Below are 21,588 nucleotides of genomic sequence, written 5' to 3' on the forward strand. Positions count from 1 at the left end.
CGCGCGCGTGTTACGAACGCGTGCGCCATCCGTCCGTCATGGGTGGCGCGCGGCGGACGGCCGGAGCCGCCGGTCCGCGCGGATGGAGCGTGCCGCGGAGGGGCTCAGCCCTCCACGTCCGGGTTGACCTCGGCGGTCTTCAGCGCGCCGGACTCGACGCCCCAGTGCTTGAGGATCTTGTCGTAGGTGCCGTCGTCCATGAGCTTCTGCATGGCCTTCTGCACGGCCTCGACGGTGCCCGTGTCGCCCTTCTTGATGGCGATGGCATTCGGCACGGAATCGAAGTCGTCGCCGAGCTGCTCGAGCTGGCCATCGGTCTGGGCGATTGCGTAGCCGACCACCGGGGAGTCGGCGAAGAACACGTCGGCCTTACCGGTGACCACGGCGGTGGTGGCGTCGGTCTGCTGCTTGGAGGACTGGATCTCGATGTCCTTCTTGCCGTCCGCCTTGCACTTCTTGGCGGTCTCGTTGATGGCGGTCTCCTCGACGGTGCCGGTCTCGACGGCGACCTTGAGGCCGCACAGGTCGTTCTCGTTCACCTTGTTCGGGTTGCCCTTCTTGACGGCGTAGCCCATGCCGGCGGTGAAGTAGGAGACGAAGTCGACGGACTTCATGCGGTCGGGGGTGATGGTGAACGCGGCGATGCCCAGATCGTACTTGGAGCCGATGGCCGGGATGATGGTGTCGAAGTTGGAGGAGACGATCTCGGTCTTGAGGCCGAACACATTGCCCAGGGCGCGGGCGAGGTCCATGTCGTAGCCGATCTGCGTCTTGCCGTCGGCGTCGAGGAACTCGGCCGGGGCGTACGACGGGTTGGTGCCGATGGTGAGCTTGCCGTCCTTGGTGACGGATTCGGGCAGCAGCTTGGCGATCGCGTCGTCCTTCTTGACGCCGGAGACGTCGTAGCTGGTGATGGCGGCGGCGTCGGAGCCGGAGGCGCCGTCCGAGCCCGTGGAATCGTCGGTGGTGCCGCAGGCGGCAAGCGGCAGCAGCACGGCGACGCTGAGCGCTGCGGCCGCGATGGTCTTCATCTTCATGGTGAACGACATGGTGTCCTTCTTCTCTGTTCTTCCTATGGGAACGGCGGGGTGGCCGCCGCGGCGATCCCCCGTCGCGACGACCACCCCTCCGTTTCGTTATGCAAGTATATATACACTATGCTGCATACATATACAAGATGATGTGCGCGCCGTGCGCGCGGCCGGTCAGCCCTCCACGTCGGTCGGGTTGATCTCGGCCTTGTCGATGGCGCCGGACTTGACGCCCCAGTGGTCGAGCAGCTTGGCGTACGTGCCGTTGTCCATGAGCTTCTGGATGGCCTTCTGCACGGCCTCGGCGGTGGCGGTGTCACCCTTCCTGACGGCGACGCCCTGCTTGGCCACACCGACGTCCTCGCCGAAGGACTCCAGCTGGTCGCCGGTCTGGCTGATCGCATAGCCGGCGACGGGCGAGTCGGCGTAGAAGGCGACGGCCTTGCCGGTGACCACGTTGGTGGTCACGTCGGTCTGCAGCTTGTTGGAGAGCACGTCGATCTTCTTGTCGGCCGGGCACTTCTTGTCGGCGGCGTTGACCTCCTCCTCCTGGGTGGTGCCGGTCTGGACGGCGATCTTGAGGCCGCACAGGTTCGCGGAGTCGAACTTCTCGGGGTTGCCCTTCTTGACGACCCACGTGGAGCCGGCCTTGTAGTAGCTGACGAAGTCGACGGCCTCGGCGCGCTCGGGGGTGATGGTGAACGAGCTGATGCCCAGGTCGTACTTGGAGCCGACGGACGGGATGATCGAGTCGAACGTGCTGGTCACGTTCTCGGTCTTGAGGCCGAACACCTTGCCCAGGGCCTTGGTGAGGTCGACGTCGTAGCCGACCGGGGTCTTGCCGTCCTCGGCGAGGAATTCGGCCGGGGCGTAGGAGGTGTCGGTGCCGACGGTGAGCACGCCGTCCTTGGTGACGGATTCGGGCAGGAGCTTGGCGATCTCCTCGTCCTTGGCGATGCCGGAGACGTCGAAGCTCTCGATCTTGGACGACGAATCGGACGAGCCGGACTTCGAGCCGGAGTCGTCGGACGCGTCGGAGGTGCCGCATGCCGCGGCGGCGAACAGCATTGCCGCGCTCAACGCCGCGGCCGTGACGGATCGTATTCCCTTGCTGAATGACATTGGATTTCCTCTCTCAGAAAATGTCGGCCGGGCGGGTATGTTTCCCGACTGATTCGCGAGAGTAGGTCCCCTATGCTACGAAGCCGTAAATCTCACCATCACGTCCCACAACGTGGACATGCCGCGTCAGTTCGAACGCTTGTTGGCGTAGCGCATGGCGCGCAGCGCCTCGCGCTTGTCCTGCGCCTCGCGCAGCGCCTGGCGCTTGTCGAATTCGCGCTTGCCGCGGGCCAGCGCGATCTCCGCCTTGACGCGGCCGTCCTTGAAGTACAGGCTGATGGGGATGATGGTGTACCCTTTCGCCTCGCTCTGGCGCGCGAGCTTGAGGATCTCGCGCTCGTGCAGCAGCAGCTTGCGCTTGCGCTTGGGCGCGTGGTTGTTCCACGTGCCGTTGAGGTATTCGGGGATGTTCGCGTTCTCGAGCCAGATCTCATTGCGCCGGTCGATGCTGATGAACGCCTCGGCGAGCGAGGCGCGTCCCTCGCGCAGCGATTTCACCTCGGTGCCGGTGAGCACGAGACCCGCCTCGTACTTGTCCTCGATGGCGTAGTCGTGACGCGCCTTCTTGTTCTGGACGATGAGCTTCGTTCCCTGTTCCTTGGCCATCGGGGACCTCCTTCCGTTCTTCCGCCGCCCCGGTGCGGCCGGTTCTTGCCCCATAGACGATAGCATGAAGCGCCGCCGGCCGAAGCCTGGCGGCGCTTCTCACGCTCAGCGCATAGCCGGCGGTGCCGGTGCGCGCGGTATCCGGGGATATCCGAATCCCGATGCCCGGCGGTCGCCCGCCGGCACGGACCCGACGGCCGATCAGTAGTGGATGTACTGGTAGGCGCCGGAGTTGGAGATGGTCTCCCACGCCGGGAAGGTGGCGAAGCCGGTGCCACCCTCGGAGATGAGCACGGAGCCGTCGGAGTTGACGCGTTCGACGACCGCCACATGGCCGTACTGCCAGTCGGCCGTCCAGTGGCCGCCGACGCTCTGGCCGGGCAGGAACACCATGGCGGCGCCGACGTGCGGCGTGTTGTTCACGTAGTAGCCGAGGCCGCGGGCGGTGTCGGCCCACTGGCCGCCGTTGCCCATGTACGAGCCGACCGGCAGGCTCAGCTGGGAGCGCTTGATGTACGCCCACAGCGTGCACTGGCGTGCCGGATAGGCGGAGCCGCCCACCGTGTTGCCGGTGTTGTGGCCATAGCAGTAGCCGGAGCCTTCGGGGCAGCTGCCCGGCACCGCGTAGTTCATGCCGCTGGCGCCGCCGGAGTTGCCGGAACCGCCCGAGTTGCCGCCGGAGTTGCCCGAGTTGCCGCCGGTGGAACCGCCGCCGGTCGAGCCGCCCGAATTGCCGCCGGATTGCTGCTGGCCGCCGGAGCCGGGCGTGTAGCCGCCGGCGCTGCTGCCGCCCTGGGCGGCCAGCTGCGCTTGGATGGACACGATGTCCGCGGCCTCCTTGGCGGCCTGCGAGGTCAGGCTGCTCTTCTGCGCCTCGAGGGAGGCGCGCGCGGCGGTGCCCTTGGCCTGCAGCGCCTCGAGCGAGGCCTGCTTGGCGGCCGCGTCCTCGGCGGCGCGCTGGGCGCTGGCCGCCTGCTGGTCGGCCTGGTTCTTGAGCTGCGTGATCTGCTCCTCGATGGCGGCGAGGCGTTCCTTGCGGTTCATCGAGGTGTTCATCGTCACGGCCGCGTCGTTGGCCGCGTTGGCGGCGGAACGGGTGGCGGCCGCGTCGGACTGCATCTGGTTGACGAAGTCGTCGGTGGTGGTGGCGTTGGTCACCACGTCCATCACCGTGGACGCCTCGGAGCCGTGGAAGCTGGAACGGGCCATCTCGGCGACGGAGTCCTTCGCGTCGTCGTATTCGATGCCGGTCTGCTTGATCTTCTCCTCGAGGTCGGCCTTGTCCTTCTTGGCCGCCTCAAGACGCTCGTTGGTGGCCTCGGCGAGGGCCTGCGCCTGCTGCGAGGCCTGCTGCGCCTTGGTGGCGGCCTCCTGCGCGGCGGGGATCTGCTCGTTCGCCAGGCTGTTGAGCTCGATGATCTGGTTGGCCAGATCGGCGTTCACGCCGGCGAGCTTCGCCTTGATGTTCGCCTGGCTGGCGACCTTCTGCTGGTAGTCGTACACGGAGACGGCCTTGGCCTCCGGCACATACGCGGAGGTCATGGCCAGACCGCAGACGGCCATCATCGCGACGGACACCACGAATCCCAGACCGGGCACGAACGGCTTCGTACGGTTCGACACTGACGATCATCCTTCCTTATTCACAACTGTGGCACATTGTAACGAAGGTTCCTGAAACGGCAACCCCCTTGGCACCCCATGCCGACGGGCGCCGGACGGCGTATCAGGCCTTGAGATAGCGCCTCAGCGAGATGGCGGAGGCGATGACGGACAGCAGCACGGCGCCGAGCACCAGCACCGGGGCGACGAGCCACACGGTGGTCTGGGTGACGAACGGCATCCAGCTGACGGATTGGGCGAGCCAGTCGGTGATGAACACCTTGACGATCGCGGCCAACGTGCCGCAGGCGAGCAGCGAGCCGATGAGCGAGGCGACCACGCCCTCGAGGATGAACGGCAGGCGGATCGTCCAGTTGGAGGCGCCCACCAGGCGCATGATCTCGGTCTCGTTCTTGCGCGACGCCGCGGACATGCGGATCGTGGTGCCGGTGAGCAGGATGGCGACCACCACCATCACCACGGCGAGCACGACGGTGACGACCGTGGCGCGGTTGAGCACGGCGAACACCGGATCGAAGATCTGCTTCTGGTCGACGACGTCCTCCACGCCTGTCTTGCCGTTGAGCACCTCGGCCACCATCTTGTACTTGGTCGGGTCCTTGAGCTTGAGCTGCAGCGAGTCCTGCATGTCGGCGGCGGTCAGGGTGCGCCCCTGGTAGTCGCCGTTCGGGTACTGCTTGAGGAACGTGTTCTTGTAGAAGTCCTCACGGCTCACGTACGTGATCTTGGAGACGTTGTCGCGCAGCTCCTGGTGGATGAAGTCCTCCAGCTCGACGATCTCCTGCTGGGTGGGCGCCTTGCCCGACGCGCAGGTGGCGGCCTGGCTGGTGCCGTCGGGGCACAGCCACACCACGACCTCGACCTTGTTGTACCACTCGCCCTTGGCCTTGGTGACCTGCGCCTGCATGAGCGCCGAGGCGCCGATGAACACGAAGGAGATGAACGTGACGAGCATCACCGAGATGATCATCGGCACGTTGCGCTTCAGGCTCGTCCACGTCTCCGACAGGATGAATCGCGCCCTCATCGGTTGTCCTCCCCGTTCTCGTTGTCATCGGTGTCGTGGCCGCCGTTCGCGGCGGCGACGGTTGCGGAAGCGTCGGCGTTCGCCGCAGCGCCCGCCGCGCCGTTGTCGGCGGATCCCGCGGGAACCTGCGGGGTTCCGGCGCTTTCCTGCGGGGTTTGCGTCGTCTCTTGCGCGGTCGGGGCGGCATCCTGCGCACCCCTGCGCCGTACGCCGGCGGCGGCCGGCGGCGCGGGCGGCGCCAGAAGGCCGTTTTGCGGCTTGAACTTGGCGTCCGGATCGCTCTCTTCGGCGGCCCCCTGCGCAGGAACCTGTCCGGACTGCGCACGTTCGCCCTGCGGGTCCGCAGCTTGGCCGCCGGACCGCGCACGCACATCGCCGGACTGCGCACGTTCGTCCCGAGAAACCTGCGCGTCCCCGGATTCGGCCTGCGCGTCCTGCGCGCCGCCCTTCGCCTTCGCGATCTCGTCGAGGTTCAGGCCCTTGCCCCACGTGAGCGTGGTCTCGACCGGGGCGAACGCCTCGCCGTAACGGCCGGTGCGGCCGGAATGCACGGACTGGGCGAGACGGGCGATGCCCTCGTCGCCGTCCATCGTGCCGGCGGCGAGCGCCCCCGCCTCGATGGCGACCGTGGCGTCCATGCGTTCGGTGCCGTCCTCGATGGAGGACGGGTCGGCCACGCCCGCGCCCGCGCGGAACCGCGCGTCGCCGATGGCCTGATGCGCCTTGGAGGTGACCTCCGCATCCGGGAAGAACACGGCGGAATCGTAGGAGCCGTGCTCCTCGTCGCGTACGATGCGGCCGGTATGCAGCTCGACGACGCGCTTGCGCATCGAGTTGACGATCTCCTCGTTGTGGGTGGCCATCACGATGGTGGTGCCGGTACGGTTGATGGCGTCGAGCACCTCCATGATGCCCAGCGACGTGGTCGGGTCGAGGTTGCCCGTGGGCTCGTCCGCGAGCAGGATCTGCGGATGGTTCACGTAGGCGCGGGCGATGGCCACGCGCTGCTGCTCGCCGCCGGACAGCTCGTGCGGGTAGTTGTTCTCCTTGCCGGTGAGCCCCACGGTTTCGAGCACCTTGGGCACCATCGACCTGATGGCGGAACGGCGCGTGCCGATCACCTCGAGCGCGAACGCCACGTTCTGCCACACCGTCTTGTTGTTGAGCAGCTTGTAGTCCTGGAAGACGAAGCCGATGGTGCGGCGGTACTGCGGCACCTGGCGGTCGGAGATGCGGCGCAGGTCGTTGCCCGCCACGCGGATCTCGCCGTCGGTGGCCTCCTCCTCGCGCAGCAGCAGGCTCAGCAGCGTGGTCTTGCCGGAGCCGGAGGCGCCCACGAGGAACACGAAGTCGCCGCGTTCGATGTCCAGGTTGACGTCGTCGAGCGCGGGGCGCGTGCCCTTGGGGTAGATCTTGCTGACATGGTCCAGCGAAATGAGTGCCATGGTTCTCCTTCACCGACGTGGCGCCGGCCTCGCGCGGGGCGCGGCCGGCGGCACGTCATGCGGTCTAGTTCTCTTCCTTGGCGGCGCGGCGCTGCTCGTGGCGCCAGCGGATGCCCGCCTGGATGAAGCCGTCGAGGTCGCCGTCGAACACGGCCTGGGTCTGGCTGGTCTCGTGGCCGGTGCGCAGGTCCTTGACCATCTGGTAGGGGTGCAGCACGTAGGAGCGCATCTGGTCGCCCCAGCTGGCCTTGATGTCGCCGGCGAGCTCCTTCTTCTTCTTGGCCTCCTCCTCGTGGCGCAGCACGAGCAGTCGGGACTGGAGCACGGCCATGGCGGCGGCGCGGTTCTGGATCTGCGAGCGCTCGTCCTGCATGGTCACGACCAGGCCGGTGGGGAGGTGGGTGATGCGCACGGCCGAGTAGGTCGTGTTCACGCCCTGGCCGCCGGGGCCGGAGGAGCAGTAGGTGTCCACGCGGATGTCGGTGTCCGGGATGTCGATGTGGTCGGTCGCCTCGACGAGCGGCACCACCTCGACGGCGGCGAAGCTGGTCTGGCGGCGGCCCTGGTTGTCGAACGGGGAGATGCGCACGAGGCGGTGGGTGCCGCCCTCGACGCTCAGTCGGCCGTAGGCGTACGGCGCGTCCACCTGGAAGGTGGCGGACTTGATGCCCGCCTCCTCGGCGTAGGAGGTGTCCATCACCTTGGCCTTGAAGCCCATGCGTTCGCAGTAGCGCAGGTACATGCGCAGCAGCATCTGCGCGAAGTCGGCCGCGTCGACGCCGCCGGCGCCGGAGCGGATCGTCACCACGGCGGAACGCTCGTCGTATTCGCCGTCGAGGAGGGTCTGGATCTCCATGGCGTCGAGGTCCTTGGCGATCTCGCCGAGTTCGTTCTGCGCCTCGTCGAGCGACTCCTGGTCGCCCTCCTCGCGGCCGAGCTCGACGAGCGTCTCCACGTCGTCGATGCGCGAGGACGCGGAGGTGAGGCGCTTGAGCTGCGATTCGGCGGCGGAGAGCTTGCTCGTCACCTTCTGCGCGTTCTCCGGGTCGTCCCACAGGCCCGGCGCGGCGGCCTGCTGTTCGAGGTCGGCGATGTCCGCCTTCATGCGGTCGACGTCCAGCGCGTTGGCGATGGAGTCGTACTTGGCGCGCACGTCGGCGATCGCCTGGGAATAGTCAAATTCAGCCATCGTTGTCTACCTTATGTTTCGTACCTTCGTAAAACCTTGGATTGGTGCCTCGCCGGCGCCGCCCTGCGTTGGGCCCGCGCCTCCCGCAAGTGCGCCGCGTCCCCTTGCGGCCGCCTGGCCCGGCCGCGAACCTGCCGGGGCGTGCCCGAGGGACGTCACGCGGGGATGCGCGTGACGGGACGTCAAAGACCGGCGTAGATGGCGGGAACCACCAGGGAGATCAGCATGGCCGCGGCGATGACGATGCACACCGCACGCACCATGGTGCGGCGGCGGCGTTCGCGTGCCGCGCGTTCGTCCTGCTGATAGTCATTCACGATGTGCGATTGTACCGTACCGGTTGGTCATCGTTCGGCCATGCGTGAAACGCCGCGTGGAACGCTCGTGGAACATCATGTGAAACATCGTCCGGGCACGGGGCCGACGACGCCGTCCCCAGGCGCTAAGGTGGAGCAGGAATCATCCAGCATCCGTAGAGTCATAAGGAGCAACGCAGATGACCGATGAACGCACCGCGTACGGCTGGGGTCTGGCGAGCGTCGACGCAGCCGGCAACACCCTGGACGTGTGGTACCCGAACCTGACCATCGGAGCCGCGCCGGCCGAGGCCGACCGCCCGAACCACGACTTCGGCGTGCTCGCCCACGACGAGGCCGACGCCCGCGGCGTGCGCCGCGTGCCGGTGTTCACCGTCAGCGACCTGGACGCCCCCGTCGCCGGCGCCGAGGACGCCTACCTCAAGCTGCACCTCATGAGCATGCGTCTGGCCAGGCCGAACACGCTCAACCTCGACGGCATCTTCGGCGCCCTCAACAACGTGGTGTGGACCAACTACGGCCCGTTCGCCGTGGAGGACTTCAACGCCCGCAAGGCGGACGTGGAGGCCGCCGCCACCGCGGCCGCCCAGTCGTTCGCCGCCAACGCCGGCCTGCCCGCCGCCGCGCCGGCCGCCACCGTGAACGTGTTCGGCGTGGACAAGTTCCCGCGCATGATCGACTACGTCGTGCCCTCCGGCGTGCGCATCGGCGACGCCGACCGCGTGCGCCTGGGCGCCCACCTGTCCGAGGGCACCACCGTGATGCACGCCGGCTTCGTGAACTTCAACGCCGGCACGCTCGGCGTCTCCATGGTCGAGGGCCGCGTCTCGCAGGGCGTGGTCGTCGGCAATGGCTCCGACATCGGCGGCGGCGCCTCCATCATGGGCACCCTGTCCGGCGGCGGCAAGCTGCGCAATTCGATCGGCGAGCACTCCCTGCTCGGCGCCAACGCGGGCATCGGCATCTCCCTGGGCGACAACTGCGTCGTCGAGGCGGGTCTGTACGTCACCGCCGGCACCAAGGTCACCATCTGGGACAAGGCGAAGGCCGCCGCGGGCGAGCCGCTCGAGGTCGTCAAGGGCGCGGACCTGTCCGGCAAGGACAACATCCTGTTCATCCGCAACTCGGTGAACGGCCGCATCGAGGCCCGCTACCGCAAGACCGGCATCGAGCTCAACGCCAAGCTGCATAAGAACTGACCCCGTCGGTTTCCTATGCGCGCGGCCCGGCGAACCGCTCCCCATCCAGGGGACGATTTGCCGGGCCGTTCCTTATATGGCTCGATATGGCCCGGCATGGGGACCGACGGACCCGGATCCCATGGCCGCTTGAGGAGCACCGCACATCCCATGTGCGATTTCTCTCCCCTCACGGAGCATCGACGCTAGCGTTCCTCGAGCGGCACGTAATCGCGCTTGGTGGCGCCGGTGTACACCTGGCGCGGGCGGCCGATCTTGGTGGCCGGGTCGGCGAGCATCTCGCGGTACTGGGCAATCCACCCGGGGATGCGCCCCAAAGCGAACAGCGTGGTGAACATGGCCGGGTCGAAGCCGATCGCACGGTAGATGAGGCCCGTGTAGAAGTCGACGTTCGGGTAGAGGTGGCGCGAGACGAAGTAGTCGTCGTTGAGCGCGATGTCCTCCAGCTGGGTGGCCACGTCGAACAGGGCGCGTTCGTCGGCCGGCAGCTTCGAGGTGTCCTCACGGTCCATGATCTTCTCGAGGTATTCCTTGGCGATGGCCGCGCGCGGATCGTACGACTTGTACACACGGTGGCCGAGCCCGGAGATGCGGCGGCCGTCCTTCTTGGCGTCCTCGACGAACTCGCGCACCGACTTGCCGGAATCGCGGATCGCCTTGAGCTGGCGCAGCACGGCCTCGTTCGCGCCGCCGTGCAACGGGCCGGACAGCGCGTTGACGCCGGCCGCGACCGCGGAATACAGGTTGGCGTGCGCGCTGCCGGCGATGCGCACTACCGAGGTGGAGCAGTTCTGCTCGTGGTCGGCGTGGATGATGAGCAGACGGCCGAGCGCGTGCACGTACAGCGGGTCGGATTCGAACGGCTCGTACGGCACGGCGAAGCACATGCGCAGGAAATCGTCCACGTAGCCGCGCGCGTAGTCCGGGTAGAGCATCGGCTCGTCGCGCCGGCGGCGGAAGATGTACGAGACGATGGTGCGCACCTTCGCCATGATGATGATCGCGGACTCGTCGAGCTGGTCGGAGTCGGTGATGTCGGTGGTGTCCGGGTAGAACGTGGCGAGCGCGTTGATCGCGGAGGCGAGCACGCTCATCGGATGCGCGGTGCGCGGGAACGATCCCATGAACGTGCGGAAGTCCTCCCCCACCATCGTGCGGTGGTTGATGGCGGAGACGAATTTCTCGTATTGTTCCTTGTTGGGCAGTTCGCCGTGGCGCAGCAGCCAGGCGACCTCGAGGAAGTCGGAGTTCTCGCACAGCTGCTCGATCGGGTAGCCGCGGTAGCGCAGGATCGAGTGCTGCCCGTCGATGTACGTGATCTTCGATTCGCACTGCGCGGTGGTGAGGAATCCGGGGTCGAGCGTCACCCATCCGTCGTTGCGCAGCTTGGACACCACGATGCCGTCCGGGCCGGCACTGGCCTTGACGACCGGCAGCGTGTACTTGCTATCGTCGACGTTCAGCTGTGCTGTTGCCATGGGTACCTCTTCCTGCTTGATGATTCGCCGGTCACCTTAGCCCGCCCGTGTTACCGCCACCGGCCGGTGGTCGATACGCGGGACGCCGGGTCCTGGGGAAGCCGGATGCCGTTCCGGCCATCGGGGACGAGCGGATCGGATGCGAAAAGGCCGGCGTGCGCTCATCCTAACAAGGGCGAACGCACGCCGGCCTGCGACGTCTCAAAAGGGTCGTTCCGCGGGGAGCGTGGGACGGGATGCCGCGGATCCGGCGGAAACCGACCGCGAGGCGACTAGTCGCGCGTGGTGAGGATCACCGGGCCGTTCTCGGTGATGGCGATGGTGTGCTCGCTGTGGGCGCCGCGGGAGCCGTCCTCGGAGCGCAGGGTCCAACCGTCCTTCGGATCCTGGTAGATCTCGTCGGTGGTCTTGAGGAACCACGGTTCGATGGCGATGACCAGGCCCGGGCGCAGCTTGTAGCCGTGGCGCGCCTTGCCGTCGTTCGGCACGTGCGGGTCGCCGTGCATGATGTGGCCGACGCCGTGGCCGCCGAATTCGAGGTTGATCGGGTAGCCGTATTCGCGGGCGATGTCGCCGATCGTGCTGGACACGTCGCCGAGGCGGTTGCCCGGCTGGGCCGCTTCGATGCCGGCGGCGAGCGCCTCCTCGGTGCACTTGATGAGGCGCAGGTCCTCCGGGTCCTTGTCCTTGCCGACCACGAAGCTGATGGCCGAGTCGCCCACCCAGCCGTCGACGCTGATCGCGAGGTCGAGGGAGACGAGGTCGCCGTCCTTGAGGTTGTAGTCGTAGGGCACGCCGTGGAGCACCGCGTCGTTGACGGAGGTGCAGATGTAGTGGGCGAACGGGCCGGTGCCGAAGTCAGGCGCGTAGTCCACGTAGCAGGATTCGGCGCCCTTGCGGTCGACGATCTTCTTGTGGACGAACTCGTCGATGTCGAGCAGGTTGGTGCCGACCTTCGTGTATTCCTTCAGCTCGCGCAGGATGGAGCCGACGAAGCGGCCGGCGGGCTTCATCTCCTCGATTTCGCGAGGGGTCTTCAGTTCGATCATGGGATTCTTTCTACCTTGTTCTGCCTTGGCTCGGCGGGATAGACGCCCCGCCGCGACTGGGTCCTAACGATAGTGCGTCGCCTCGTCATTCGCCTCGCCCGCACGTCCCGGCCGGACCGTCCGCTTCCCGCCGGCCGCCTCCCGCCGCGACGCCGGCGCGGCCGGGACACGGACGGCCGTCAGCGACGGTTCTTCGGTAGGCGCCCGAACGTGAAGGCGCGCACGATGGCGGAGACGCCCATGACGACGAGCGCGCAGCCGCCGAAGACGACGAGCCACACGGTGGAGGCGACCGGGGAGACGAGTACGACGAATCCGGCGATGATGGACACGATCGCGTACAGCACGGCCCATCCGGAGCTGGGCAGGCGCCACGATTCGACAAGCGCCATGAATCCTTCGAGCATCCAGCCGATGCCGACGGTCATCGTCAGGAGCAGGGCGAGCGCCTGGCCGGAGACGGCGGCGTTCTTGAGCATGGCCGCGCCGCCGACGGCGAGCAGCACGCCGACGAGGATGTCGAGCACGCGCCAGCCGCCGGGAAGCCCGAGTTCGACGATGGCGGTGACCACGCGCACCAGGCCGGAGACCACGAAGTACACACCGAGCAGGACGGCGGCGATCTTCAGCGTGATGCCGGGCCAGACGAGCAGCGCCGCGCCGAGGACGACGGCGGCGACGCCGATGACGGCGTAGAAGCCGCGCACCCAGTTCTTGGCGGGTTGCGGGAGCATGCTTTCGACGAGTTTGAACGGGTCGACGGGCCTCCAACCCTGCGGGCCGCCGTACGGGTTGCCGTTCGCGCCGTACGCGGCGTTCGGATCGTTCGGGTTCCAGCCGTTGTACGGATTGGTGCCGGCGTTGTTCACGTAGGGGTTGGCGTACGGGTTGCCGTCCTGCCCGGCCTGCGGCCGGCCGTACCGGGAGTCCTGCGGACGTCCGTCCTGCGGGGTTCCGCCCTGGCTGCCCTGTCCTGCCGAATCGTAGCGCCCCTGCCCTGCCCGGGCGTACTGTCCGTATTCGGGTTGACCGTTCCCCTGCGCATCGGCGGGGCGTCCCGCATACGGATCGCCGGGATCATAGTCGGCGTTCGTCATCATGACCTCCTTATGTCCGATACCGGTTCCCATGCTAGACAAACTGTCTAATTCCCACCATCGGCACAATTGGTCACATTGCCCAATAAATTTGCGGCCGCCATCATCCATCAGAGAAATCAACGGACCCCAAGGTCAGGAATCCACGGCAGCAGCCCACCTGCGGCGACGAACGCGTCCACTTTCCTTATTCGCGCACGAACCGCAGAGGCGCCGCCTTGGGGCTGAGCTTGCGGTCGAGCACCGACACCGCGGCCCCCAACGCGGCGACGTCGTCGCCGACGGCGGTCGAGGTGACCTTGAAATCGTGCACGTGCCGCATGACCGTCTTGGTGCGCAGCATCGGCTCGATCTCTTCGAGATACGCGTGCTCGAGCTGTTTCCAGTTGGGACCGCCGAGCACGATGTGGTCGATGTCGAACAGATCGGAGAGGATGACCGCCGCACGCCCGATGCCCCGACCGGTCTCATGGAGGATCGCGTCACAGGTCTTATCTCCCTGCCGCGCCTTCGAGCACACGTCGTTGAACCTGCCGTTGATGGCGAACATGTCCGTCAGGTCGATCTCCTCCGCACCGTCGTAGACGCCGCGTTGCACGGCCTTGAGCACGATGGCCGTCGGATCGCATGAGATCGACACGCAACCGCGTTGTCCGCACCAGCATTCGCGCCCATCCACATCCACGACGATATGGCCGATCTCGCCTTCGTTGCCCGTATGCCCCCGGTAGACGTCGCCGTGGCGCGAGACGCCGAACGACAGACCGAATCCAAGGTAGAAGAACAGGAAATCACGGTCGGCGGCGCCACCGCCCACCCAGGACTCGCCGTAACAGGCCGCGGTGACGTCCTTCTCCAGGATCACCGGCATGTCCAGCGCTTCGGAAAGCCGTTCGACGACGGGCACTTCATGCCACCCGTTGAGGTTGGGCGGGTTGAGGACCGTATCGGTCCGCACGTCCAGCGGCCCCGGCATCGCCAGACCAAGACCGATGACGGCCGACCTGTCGACGCCGCTCGAGGCGATGAGCCGCTCGCAGGAATCGGCGATGTCGCGTATGGCGGCGCCCGCGTCCCCGGTGATGGCGGGATGGGAGCGTGCGACGACCTCGCCGGCGATGTTGACCAGCACGATGGTGGTCACGATGGGGTCGAGATGCACGCCGAGGGCGAACCGGCTGTCGGCCCTGAGCTGCAGCAGGGTGCGCGGTTTGCCGGACCTGCCCGCCTGGGTGCCGGTCTCCTCGATCAGCCCGTCGTCGAGGAGCTTCCGAACGATGTTGGACACGGTCTGGGCGGTCAGCCCGGTGTGCTTCGCGATGTCGCTGCGGCTCAATCCCTCACGTTTGCGGACGGCTTCGAGGACGACGCTGCTGTTATACCCGGCGACGGCGGGCATGTTCGTTCCTTTACGGAACGACGAGCGGACATCACACATGTGAAACCAGCTTTCTGCTCGGTAAGGGCGCGGCATTGCAACTTGTCAATTATAAGGTCCGTGCGGGCGGCGATGCCCTTGGTCTCCGCCCGACGATGGGCCCGTACTCCCGTATAAGGATGCGCCGCCCGCGTGGATGTCACGGGCGGCGCATCATGCATCGCGATTCGGTCGTTTCGGCGTTCGGACTATGCACGGGAGAAGCGCAACGTCACGATCTGGAACGGATGCGCCTGGATGTCGACGCTCGACTTTCCGGAATCGGCGTCCATCACGGCCGGACGGACCGCGTCGCATTCGCGTTCGAGCAGTCCGACCTCGCTGACGGTCCTCCACGCGAAGCCGGTGCGCAGCGTGACGGCGCTCTGCGTGCCCAGGGATTCGTACAGGCGCACGATCACGTCGCCGGAACGGTCCTCGGCCATCTTCACGGCCTCGACGAGCACGCCCTCGCCGTCGACCGACACGAACGGCGCCACCTCGTGGTCCGCGAGAACCTCGCGGGCCGGCACGTTGAGACGGTAGCCCTGCGCGATGGCCCGTTCGGTTCCGGCGCCGACGGTGAACGACACGGCGAAGTCGTGCTTGCCGACGTCGGCGTGCGGGGCCGGGAAGTGGGGCGCGCGCAGCAGCGACAGCCTGATCCTGGTGCCGGGCCTGCCGTCCGCCATGGTGATCTGCTGGATGTCGTTGCCGTAGTTCGCCATGTTGGCGATGCCGACGCCGAAGTCGCCTTCCTCGACGTGCACCCAGCGGTGGGCGAGCGTTTCGAAGCGCGCCTCGTCCCACGTGGTGTTGCGGTGGATGGGCCGGGTGATGTGCCCGTACTGGATCTCGGACTGCGCCTCGGTGGCGTACACCCTGACGGGGAACGCCTGCTTGAGGAGCCTGTCGCTTTCCTTCCAGTCGATGTGGGTGCGGATGGTGAGGGCGTCCACATCGTCGTCCAGGCCGATGGTCTGCGTGTACGGGGAGTTCCCGATGACGCCCTCCACGGTCATGACGCCGTCCTCGCCAAGGCGGGAGCCGGACACGGTCACCGCATCGAGACGACCGTTCTCGTAGCCCTTCTCGATGTCCCACGCATCCCATTCGGCCGGGGCGTCCACAAACAGCTGCAGGTCGTTGCCGGGCTGCGACGGATCGATGGCCTCGCGACCGGTCTTCAGGTCGACGGCGGAAATGATGCGGCCATGGTCGTCGAGCGTGAACGAGACATGCTCGTTGCCCATGCGGACGGCGCCGTCCTCGAGGGCCGTCGCCGTCGCCGCAACAGAGACCGGGGCGGAGGCGATGCCGGCCGCGGGCGCGCCCAGCTGGGCGAGCGGCGCGGCGTTCGCGAGCATGGGCCTGTCGCCCTTGCCGGCGAGCGCTTCGATGGATTCGGCGATGATCGCCTCGAGCCTGCGCTCCATGTCCGCGTAGTTGCGTTCGACCTCGCTGTACACCCATGCGATCGCCGAGCCGGGCAGGATGTCGTGGAACTGGTAGAGCAGGGTCCTTTGCCAGATCTCCGCGAGCTCCTCGTACGGGTAGTCGCGGCCTTCCAGGACGGTCGCCGCGGTGGCCCACGTCTCGGCCTCGCGCAGCAGCGACTCGGTGCGCCGGTTGCCGTGCTTGGTGTGGGACTGGGAGGTGAGGGTGCCACGGTGCAGCTCGAGGTACAGTTCGCCGTTCCAGCGCGCCGGATGCTCCAGCTCGCGTTCCGCCTGTTCGAAGAACTCGAGCGGCGTGGCGATCCTCACCTTCGGGGCGCCCTCGATGTTCCTCTGCAGGTGCGCGGACGCGAGCATCTCGCGCGTGGGACCGCCGCCGCCGTCGCCCCATCCGAAGAGCATGAGGCTGGAAGCGCCCTTACCCTTCTCGGAATACTGGCGTTCGGTCTTCGCGACGTCCGCCGGGGACATGTCGGAGTTGTAGGTGTCGGACGGCGGGAAGTGGGTGAAGATCTCGGTGCCGTCGATGCCCTGCCACAGGAACGTGTGGTGGGGGAACGTGTTGGTGTCGTTCCAGGAGATCTTCTGGGTGAGGAAGTACCTGTATCCCGCGAGACGGGCGATCTGGGGGAACGCGCCGGAGTAGCCGAAGCTGTCCGGCAGCCATACCACCGGCGAGCAGCCGCCGAGGTTCTCCTCGAAGAAACGGGTGCCCTGCAGGAACTGGCGGGCGAGGGATTCGCCGGAGGGCATGTTCGCGTCGCATTCGACCCACATGCCGCCGACGGGGATGAACTTGCCCTCGTCGACCTTGCGTCTGACCTTGGCGAACACCTCGGGGTAGTTCTCCTTGAGCCACTTGTACTGCTGGGCGGAGGAGGCCGCGAACACGAAGTCGTCGTCCTCGTCGGTCAGCTCGACCACGTTGCTGAACGTGCGGGCCACCTTGCGCTTCGTCTCGCGCAACGGCCACAGCCATGCGGTGTCGATGTGCGCGTGGCCGACGGCGAACGCCGTATGTCCCTTGTCCGGGGCGGGGGCGGCCAGCACGTCGACGAGGGCCTTGCGGGCGGCCGCCGCGGTGTCGTGCACGTCGTTGGGGTCGATGCGGTCGACGGCGTTCTCGAGCGCGATCATGATGTCGGCATGACGGGTACGCTGCGGGTCGGTCTCCTTGCCGAGCCCGAGAAGGACCTTCAGCTCCTGGGTGAGCTGCCAGACCTCCAGATCGAGCAGGGACGCGTCCATGCGCTGCATGCGGTACAGTTCCGGACCGTCCTTGACGCCTTCGTCGCCGAGGTCGGTGGGCAGGTAGGGGAAACCGTTGGGAATCTGCGGGTTCGCTGCGGCCTCGATGTAGAACTCGAAGGGTTCGCCCGGCTCCGGCAGCGGTACCCAGGCGTTGTAGGGCTCGATGGCCTTGACCACTTCGCCGTCCGGGGTGCGGGCCAGACCTTCCGCCTGGAATCCCGGGCCGAGGCCGATCCTGCCGAGGTCCACCACCAACTCGGGGCGGGTCCCCTCGATGTCCTTCCAGGAGGCGGGCACGGTGCCGGTGACATGGAACCACCAGGTGTCCCATGCGGCGCCCCATGTTTCGCCGACCTCGAACGGCCGGTACTGCGCGTTCTTGGCCGTCTCGAACGGGACGGGCTCTCCCCCGACCTTCCAGCATTCGATGGAGACCGGGACGCGCTGCGGGTAGACGGCGTCGGCGAGATGCTGGCGGATGGCGCGTTCGACGCGCATCGTCACCTTCTCGTCATATGTCATCCTTGCCATATGCGTTTCCTTTCATGATGCCCGTCCCGGCTTATTCGTTCGAAGCCGGGACGGCGGGGTTTGGTGCCTGTATTCCCTTATCCCTTGACGCCGCCGGCCAGGGAGTAGGTTCCGAGGAACCTGTTGGAGATGATGTACATGACGATCACGGGGATGGAGTAGATCAGCGAGAATGCGGCCAGCTGACCGTAGGCCACTGTGCCGTACAGGCCGAAGAACGAGTAGATCGTGACGGCGGCGGGCTGCTTGCTCGGCGACAGGAGCAGCATGTAGGGCACGAAGAAGTTGCCCCACGCGCCCATGAACACGTAGATGCTCACGACGGCCAGACCGGGCTTCATCAGCGGCACGACGATCAGGCGCAGGGAGCGCAGCAGGCTCGCGCCGTCGACCCATGCGGCCTCCTCGAGCTCGATCGGCACGGAGTCCATGAAGTTCTTCGTCATCCAGATCGCCATCGGCAGCGAGGACGCGGCCATGAACAGGATGGTGCCGACCGTGGAGTCCAGCAGGCCCATCGACACGAACAGCGCGTACACCGGGACCATCAGGCAGGAGATCGGCAGGCAGGTGCCGAACAGGACCGTGTAGAGGAACGGCTTGTTGAAGCGGGACTGGTACCTGGACAGCGGGTAGGCGCACAGCACGGAGCAGACCAACACGATCAGCGTCACGGCCAGGGAGAGCACGAAGCTGTTCCACAGGGGTCGGAACGTCAGGTCCGTGGTCATGATGGCCGAGAAGTTGTCCAACGTCCAATGGGTGGGGATCTTGGTCTGGAACGTGGCCTTCATGTCGAACGCCGCGAAGAGCAACCACAGGATCGGCGTGATGAACACGATGAAGATGATGGCCATCGCCAGGTAGGCGAAGAACGCGGACGCTCCGTGACGGGGCGAGGTCGGGGTGTTCAGGTGCGGGCGCCGGCGTTCGTTCCCGCGGGCGGCGCGACGTGTGGTCGAAACGGTTGCCTCACTCATTGGTAATTCCCTTCTCGTCCTTCAGGGCGCGGACGTACACCAGGCCGAAGATCGCGCCGATGATGAGCATCACGACGGCGATGGCGCTGCCGTAGCCGATGTCGCCGAACTTGAACGCGGCCTTGTAGGCGAAGATCGGCAACGTGGAGCTCTTGTCGCCGGGGCCGCCGGCGGTCATCACGAAGATGAGCGTGAAGGCGGACATGGTCTGCAGGGTGATCAGCATGAGGTTGGTCATGATGGTCTGCTTGATGACCGGGATGGTCACGTGGATGAACGCCTGCCAGGAGTTCGCGCCGTCCACGACGGCGGCCTCGGTCAGGGAACGGTCCACTTCGCCGATGGCGGCCTGGTAGTTCATCATCGAGAACGCGGTGCCTCGCCACACGTTGGCGAGGATCACGGCGAACATCGGGAACGTGTACAGCCATTCCGTATTGCCCAATCCGAACAATCCGAGCAACTGGTTGAGCGTGCCGTTCTTGGAGAAGAAGGCGTAGCAGGCGAAGCCGGCGACCATCTCGGGCAGCACCCAGGCGGAGATGACCGCGACCGAGACGAACTGGCCGACGGTGCGGTTGGCGCGGGACAGCAGCACGGCGACGGTCATGCCCAGAAGGTTCTGGGCGATGATGGCGCTGACCACCACGAAGATGACGGTGAGCCACACCGACTGGGGGAACGACTTGTCGGTGAACAGCTTCTGGTAGTTCCTCATGCCGACGAACGAGGTGTCCGTGGCGGTGACGCCGGTGAGGGACATGTTCGTCATGGAGCCATAGAAGGCCCACAGAATCGGACCCACCATGAACACGCACAGCAGGACTATCGCGGGCAGCACCGTCCAATACCGTTTGGTGAAATCACGCATGGACAGATCCTTTCCTGATGAAATGGATGAAACGATAGGTATGGAGAGGCCGCCCGGCGAAGGGGAAGAACGCGCACGGGCGGCCTCGGGATCGGAAATGGGGAATCGGTATGTCGACCGGAGAGGATTACTTCTTGATGACGTTCTCCTCGCCGACGATGTTGGTGACGGCCTCGTCATAGGTCTTGGCGGCCTCGTTCACCGAAGCCTGACCGGTGATGACGCTTTCCATGGCCTTCTGGATCTCCGCGGACACCTTGGTGTACTCGGTGGTGCTCGGGCGGAAGTGCGTGTACTTCACAGCCTCGGTGGTGGTCTTGGTGTACGGGGTGGAGGCCAGGTAGCCCTTGTCCTCGGCGACATCGTTACGCACGGCGGTCAGGGACATCTTCTTGACGTAGTCGAGGGAGTTGTCCTTGCTGGTCGCCTCCTTGACGAAGTCGAACGCGAGCTGCGCGTTCTTGGTCTTGGAGCCCACGGCCAGGGTCCAGCCGCCGGACATCGACACGTAGCCCGGATCGCCGCCCTTCTGCGTCGGGAAGAGCGCGGCGCCGATCACGTTCTCGTAGTCGGGCCACTCGTAGGAGCCGCCCTTCATCCAAGTGGAGGGCATCCAGCTGCCGTCGACGGTGCCGCCGATCTTGTCCTGCGGAAGCCACTCGTTGGCGATGGTGCTGCCGAGGTTCGCGTCCAGCGCCTGGGCGGCGGTCGGCGCATAGCCCTTGTCGTAGAGGGTCTTGATGAAGTTCAGGGAGTCCTTCATACCCTGGGAGCCGATCACCCACTTGTCGGTGGAGCTGTCGACGAGGGCGTCATCGCCCAGCTTGGTGCCGAAGAGCAGCTCGTAGAAGCTCTGCATCACGCTGCCCTCGGCGATCGCGGTGCCCGCGAACATGTTGAACGGCACCGCGTCGGGCACGTTCGCCTTGATCTTCGCGGCGGCGTCGAGGATGTCCTGCCAGCTTTCCGGCTGCCACGGGGTCTCGATGCCCGCCTTCTCGAACACGTGCTTGTTGTACCAGATGACGCGGGTGTCGGTGCTCAGCGGGACGGCGTACGTGCCGTCCTTGCCCTGGCCGACCTTCTTGGCGGCGGCGGTGAACTCGTTGTTCCAGTCGTCCCACTTGTTCAGGTATTCGTCGAGGTTGAGCAGGTATCCCGCATCCGCATCGGCGCGGATCTGCGAGGAGTCCTCATAGAACACGTCCGGCGCGGTCTCGGGGGAACGCTGCGCCAGCGCGAGCTTGGTCTTGTAATCGGTGTCGCTGGCGGTGACCGGCTGCAGCTCGACCGTCTTGCCCGGATTCTCCTTCTCGATCTTCGCCTTGACCTTCTTCATCAGGGTGTCGAACTGGGTGAAGGAATCCGTCTTGTAGTACATCACCTTGATGGTGTTGTCATCGGAAGCCGATGACCCCCCCCCGCAGCCCGCGAGGGCCATGCACGCGGCAAGGGTGACCGCGGCCACCTTGAAGAGTTTACCGGTCTTCATTCTTTGCTCCTTCGCTAGAACTTCTTTTCCTCAAAGGGATGTCGTCATCATCGACATGAGTTATTAAATCATATTGAATTATTATCGTCAATCCGCAACACACCGAAGGCGAAGTATCCCCCACTTCACCATCCACACCACGCAGAATCCAAGACAAGGAGGCGTGACACTCAGAGCGGATCCCCCTGTCCCGAACCGTCCTCACCTCGACCAGACCGCCGGACTACGGGCGTACGTCCATACGGGCTTTTTCACTCGGCATCCGGTCGGACGTACGCTTACGATTCCTCAGCGTACGTCCGACCGGATGGACGCGGAAAACACCCCGGCGAACGTACTGCGAGCGCCATGGCTATTACGGAGCACTACGAACACTTCGGAGGAATTCAGCGAAACCCACGCCGCA

General features: G+C 66.1%; 17 protein-coding genes. 1 reads left to right on the top strand and 16 read right to left on the bottom strand.

From position 1 onward, the window contains the following. Positions 1 to 104: 104 nt before the first annotated feature. The 8 genes from GFD21_RS10660 to GFD21_RS11305 all read right to left on the bottom strand — a co-directional run bounded on the left by GFD21_RS10660 (position 105) and on the right by GFD21_RS11305 (position 8,360). Positions 105 to 1,049: an ABC transporter substrate-binding protein gene (locus GFD21_RS10660; RefSeq protein ID WP_163197954.1), complete on the bottom strand. Its 945-nt coding sequence runs from the start codon at positions 1,047 to 1,049 to the stop codon at positions 105 to 107. A gap of 156 nt (positions 1,050 to 1,205) precedes the next feature. Then, complete coding sequence (locus tag GFD21_RS10665; protein ID WP_163197955.1) at positions 1,206 to 2,153, bottom strand: ABC transporter substrate-binding protein; 948 nt, start codon at positions 2,151 to 2,153, stop codon at positions 1,206 to 1,208. Between the two features lie 126 nt (positions 2,154 to 2,279). Next, positions 2,280 to 2,759, bottom strand: a complete 480-nt coding sequence (smpB, locus tag GFD21_RS10670; protein WP_163197956.1) for an SsrA-binding protein SmpB — start codon at positions 2,757 to 2,759, stop codon at positions 2,280 to 2,282. Between the two features lie 201 nt (positions 2,760 to 2,960). After that, on the bottom strand, positions 2,961 to 4,325 hold the full coding sequence (locus GFD21_RS10675) for a CHAP domain-containing protein (RefSeq protein WP_163197973.1): 1,365 nt from the start codon (positions 4,323 to 4,325) through the stop codon (positions 2,961 to 2,963). Between the two features lie 160 nt (positions 4,326 to 4,485). Beyond that, a complete protein-coding gene (ftsX, locus tag GFD21_RS10680; protein ID WP_163197957.1) occupies positions 4,486 to 5,409 on the bottom strand; it encodes a permease-like cell division protein FtsX in 924 nt (307 codons plus the stop codon). Next, the gene (gene ftsE, locus GFD21_RS10685) at positions 5,406 to 6,854 is read right to left on the bottom strand and encodes a cell division ATP-binding protein FtsE (protein ID WP_163197958.1); all 1,449 of its coding nucleotides are present in this window, start codon (positions 6,852 to 6,854) and stop codon (positions 5,406 to 5,408) included. The genes ftsX and ftsE overlap by 4 nt, the downstream gene beginning before the upstream one ends. Positions 6,855 to 6,918: 64 nt before the next feature. Beyond that, complete coding sequence (gene prfB, locus GFD21_RS10690; protein ID WP_163197959.1) at positions 6,919 to 8,043, bottom strand: peptide chain release factor 2; 1,125 nt, start codon at positions 8,041 to 8,043, stop codon at positions 6,919 to 6,921. A 182-nt stretch (positions 8,044 to 8,225) separates the two neighbouring features. Next, complete coding sequence (locus GFD21_RS11305) at positions 8,226 to 8,360, bottom strand: hypothetical protein (protein WP_318643764.1); 135 nt, start codon at positions 8,358 to 8,360, stop codon at positions 8,226 to 8,228. 179 nt (positions 8,361 to 8,539) lie between these two features. Here GFD21_RS11305 and dapD point away from each other — a divergent pair, with 179 nt between their 5' ends. Beyond that, positions 8,540 to 9,559, top strand: a complete 1,020-nt coding sequence (dapD, locus tag GFD21_RS10695) for a 2,3,4,5-tetrahydropyridine-2,6-dicarboxylate N-succinyltransferase (protein ID WP_163197960.1) — start codon at positions 8,540 to 8,542, stop codon at positions 9,557 to 9,559. A gap of 185 nt (positions 9,560 to 9,744) precedes the next feature. Here dapD and GFD21_RS10700 read toward each other — a convergent pair whose 3' ends face one another. From GFD21_RS10700 to GFD21_RS10735, 8 genes are all read right to left on the bottom strand, one after another. Then, complete coding sequence (locus GFD21_RS10700) at positions 9,745 to 11,037, bottom strand: citrate synthase (RefSeq protein WP_163197961.1); 1,293 nt, start codon at positions 11,035 to 11,037, stop codon at positions 9,745 to 9,747. 272 nt (positions 11,038 to 11,309) lie between these two features. Continuing rightward, the gene (gene map / locus GFD21_RS10705) at positions 11,310 to 12,086 is read right to left on the bottom strand and encodes a type I methionyl aminopeptidase (protein WP_163197962.1); all 777 of its coding nucleotides are present in this window, start codon (positions 12,084 to 12,086) and stop codon (positions 11,310 to 11,312) included. A gap of 179 nt (positions 12,087 to 12,265) precedes the next feature. Beyond that, positions 12,266 to 13,183 carry an HdeD family acid-resistance protein gene (locus tag GFD21_RS10710; RefSeq protein ID WP_163197974.1) on the bottom strand — a complete coding sequence of 306 codons (918 nt, stop codon included), beginning with the start codon at positions 13,181 to 13,183 and terminating at the stop codon, positions 12,266 to 12,268. A 187-nt stretch (positions 13,184 to 13,370) separates the two neighbouring features. Continuing rightward, positions 13,371 to 14,582 (bottom strand): ROK family transcriptional regulator, encoded by a 1,212-nt coding sequence (locus GFD21_RS10715; RefSeq protein ID WP_163197963.1) that lies wholly within the window; start codon positions 14,580 to 14,582, stop codon positions 13,371 to 13,373. A gap of 227 nt (positions 14,583 to 14,809) precedes the next feature. Next, positions 14,810 to 17,839 (bottom strand): alpha-mannosidase, encoded by a 3,030-nt coding sequence (locus GFD21_RS10720; RefSeq protein ID WP_225431807.1) that lies wholly within the window; start codon positions 17,837 to 17,839, stop codon positions 14,810 to 14,812. Between the two features lie 77 nt (positions 17,840 to 17,916). Continuing rightward, positions 17,917 to 18,819 carry a carbohydrate ABC transporter permease gene (locus GFD21_RS10725; protein ID WP_163197964.1) on the bottom strand — a complete coding sequence of 301 codons (903 nt, stop codon included), beginning with the start codon at positions 18,817 to 18,819 and terminating at the stop codon, positions 17,917 to 17,919. After that, positions 18,812 to 19,690, bottom strand: coding sequence for a carbohydrate ABC transporter permease (locus GFD21_RS10730; protein ID WP_163197965.1), 879 nt, complete (start codon positions 19,688 to 19,690; stop codon positions 18,812 to 18,814). Before GFD21_RS10730 ends, GFD21_RS10725 begins: the two co-directional genes overlap by 8 nt. A 127-nt stretch (positions 19,691 to 19,817) precedes the next feature. Then, on the bottom strand, positions 19,818 to 21,182 hold the full coding sequence (locus GFD21_RS10735) for an extracellular solute-binding protein (protein ID WP_163197966.1): 1,365 nt from the start codon (positions 21,180 to 21,182) through the stop codon (positions 19,818 to 19,820). Positions 21,183 to 21,588: the final 406 nt, after the last annotated feature.

The organism is Bifidobacterium platyrrhinorum (assembly GCF_010667645.1).
Classification (GTDB): Bacteria; Actinomycetota; Actinomycetes; order Actinomycetales; family Bifidobacteriaceae; genus Bifidobacterium; species Bifidobacterium platyrrhinorum.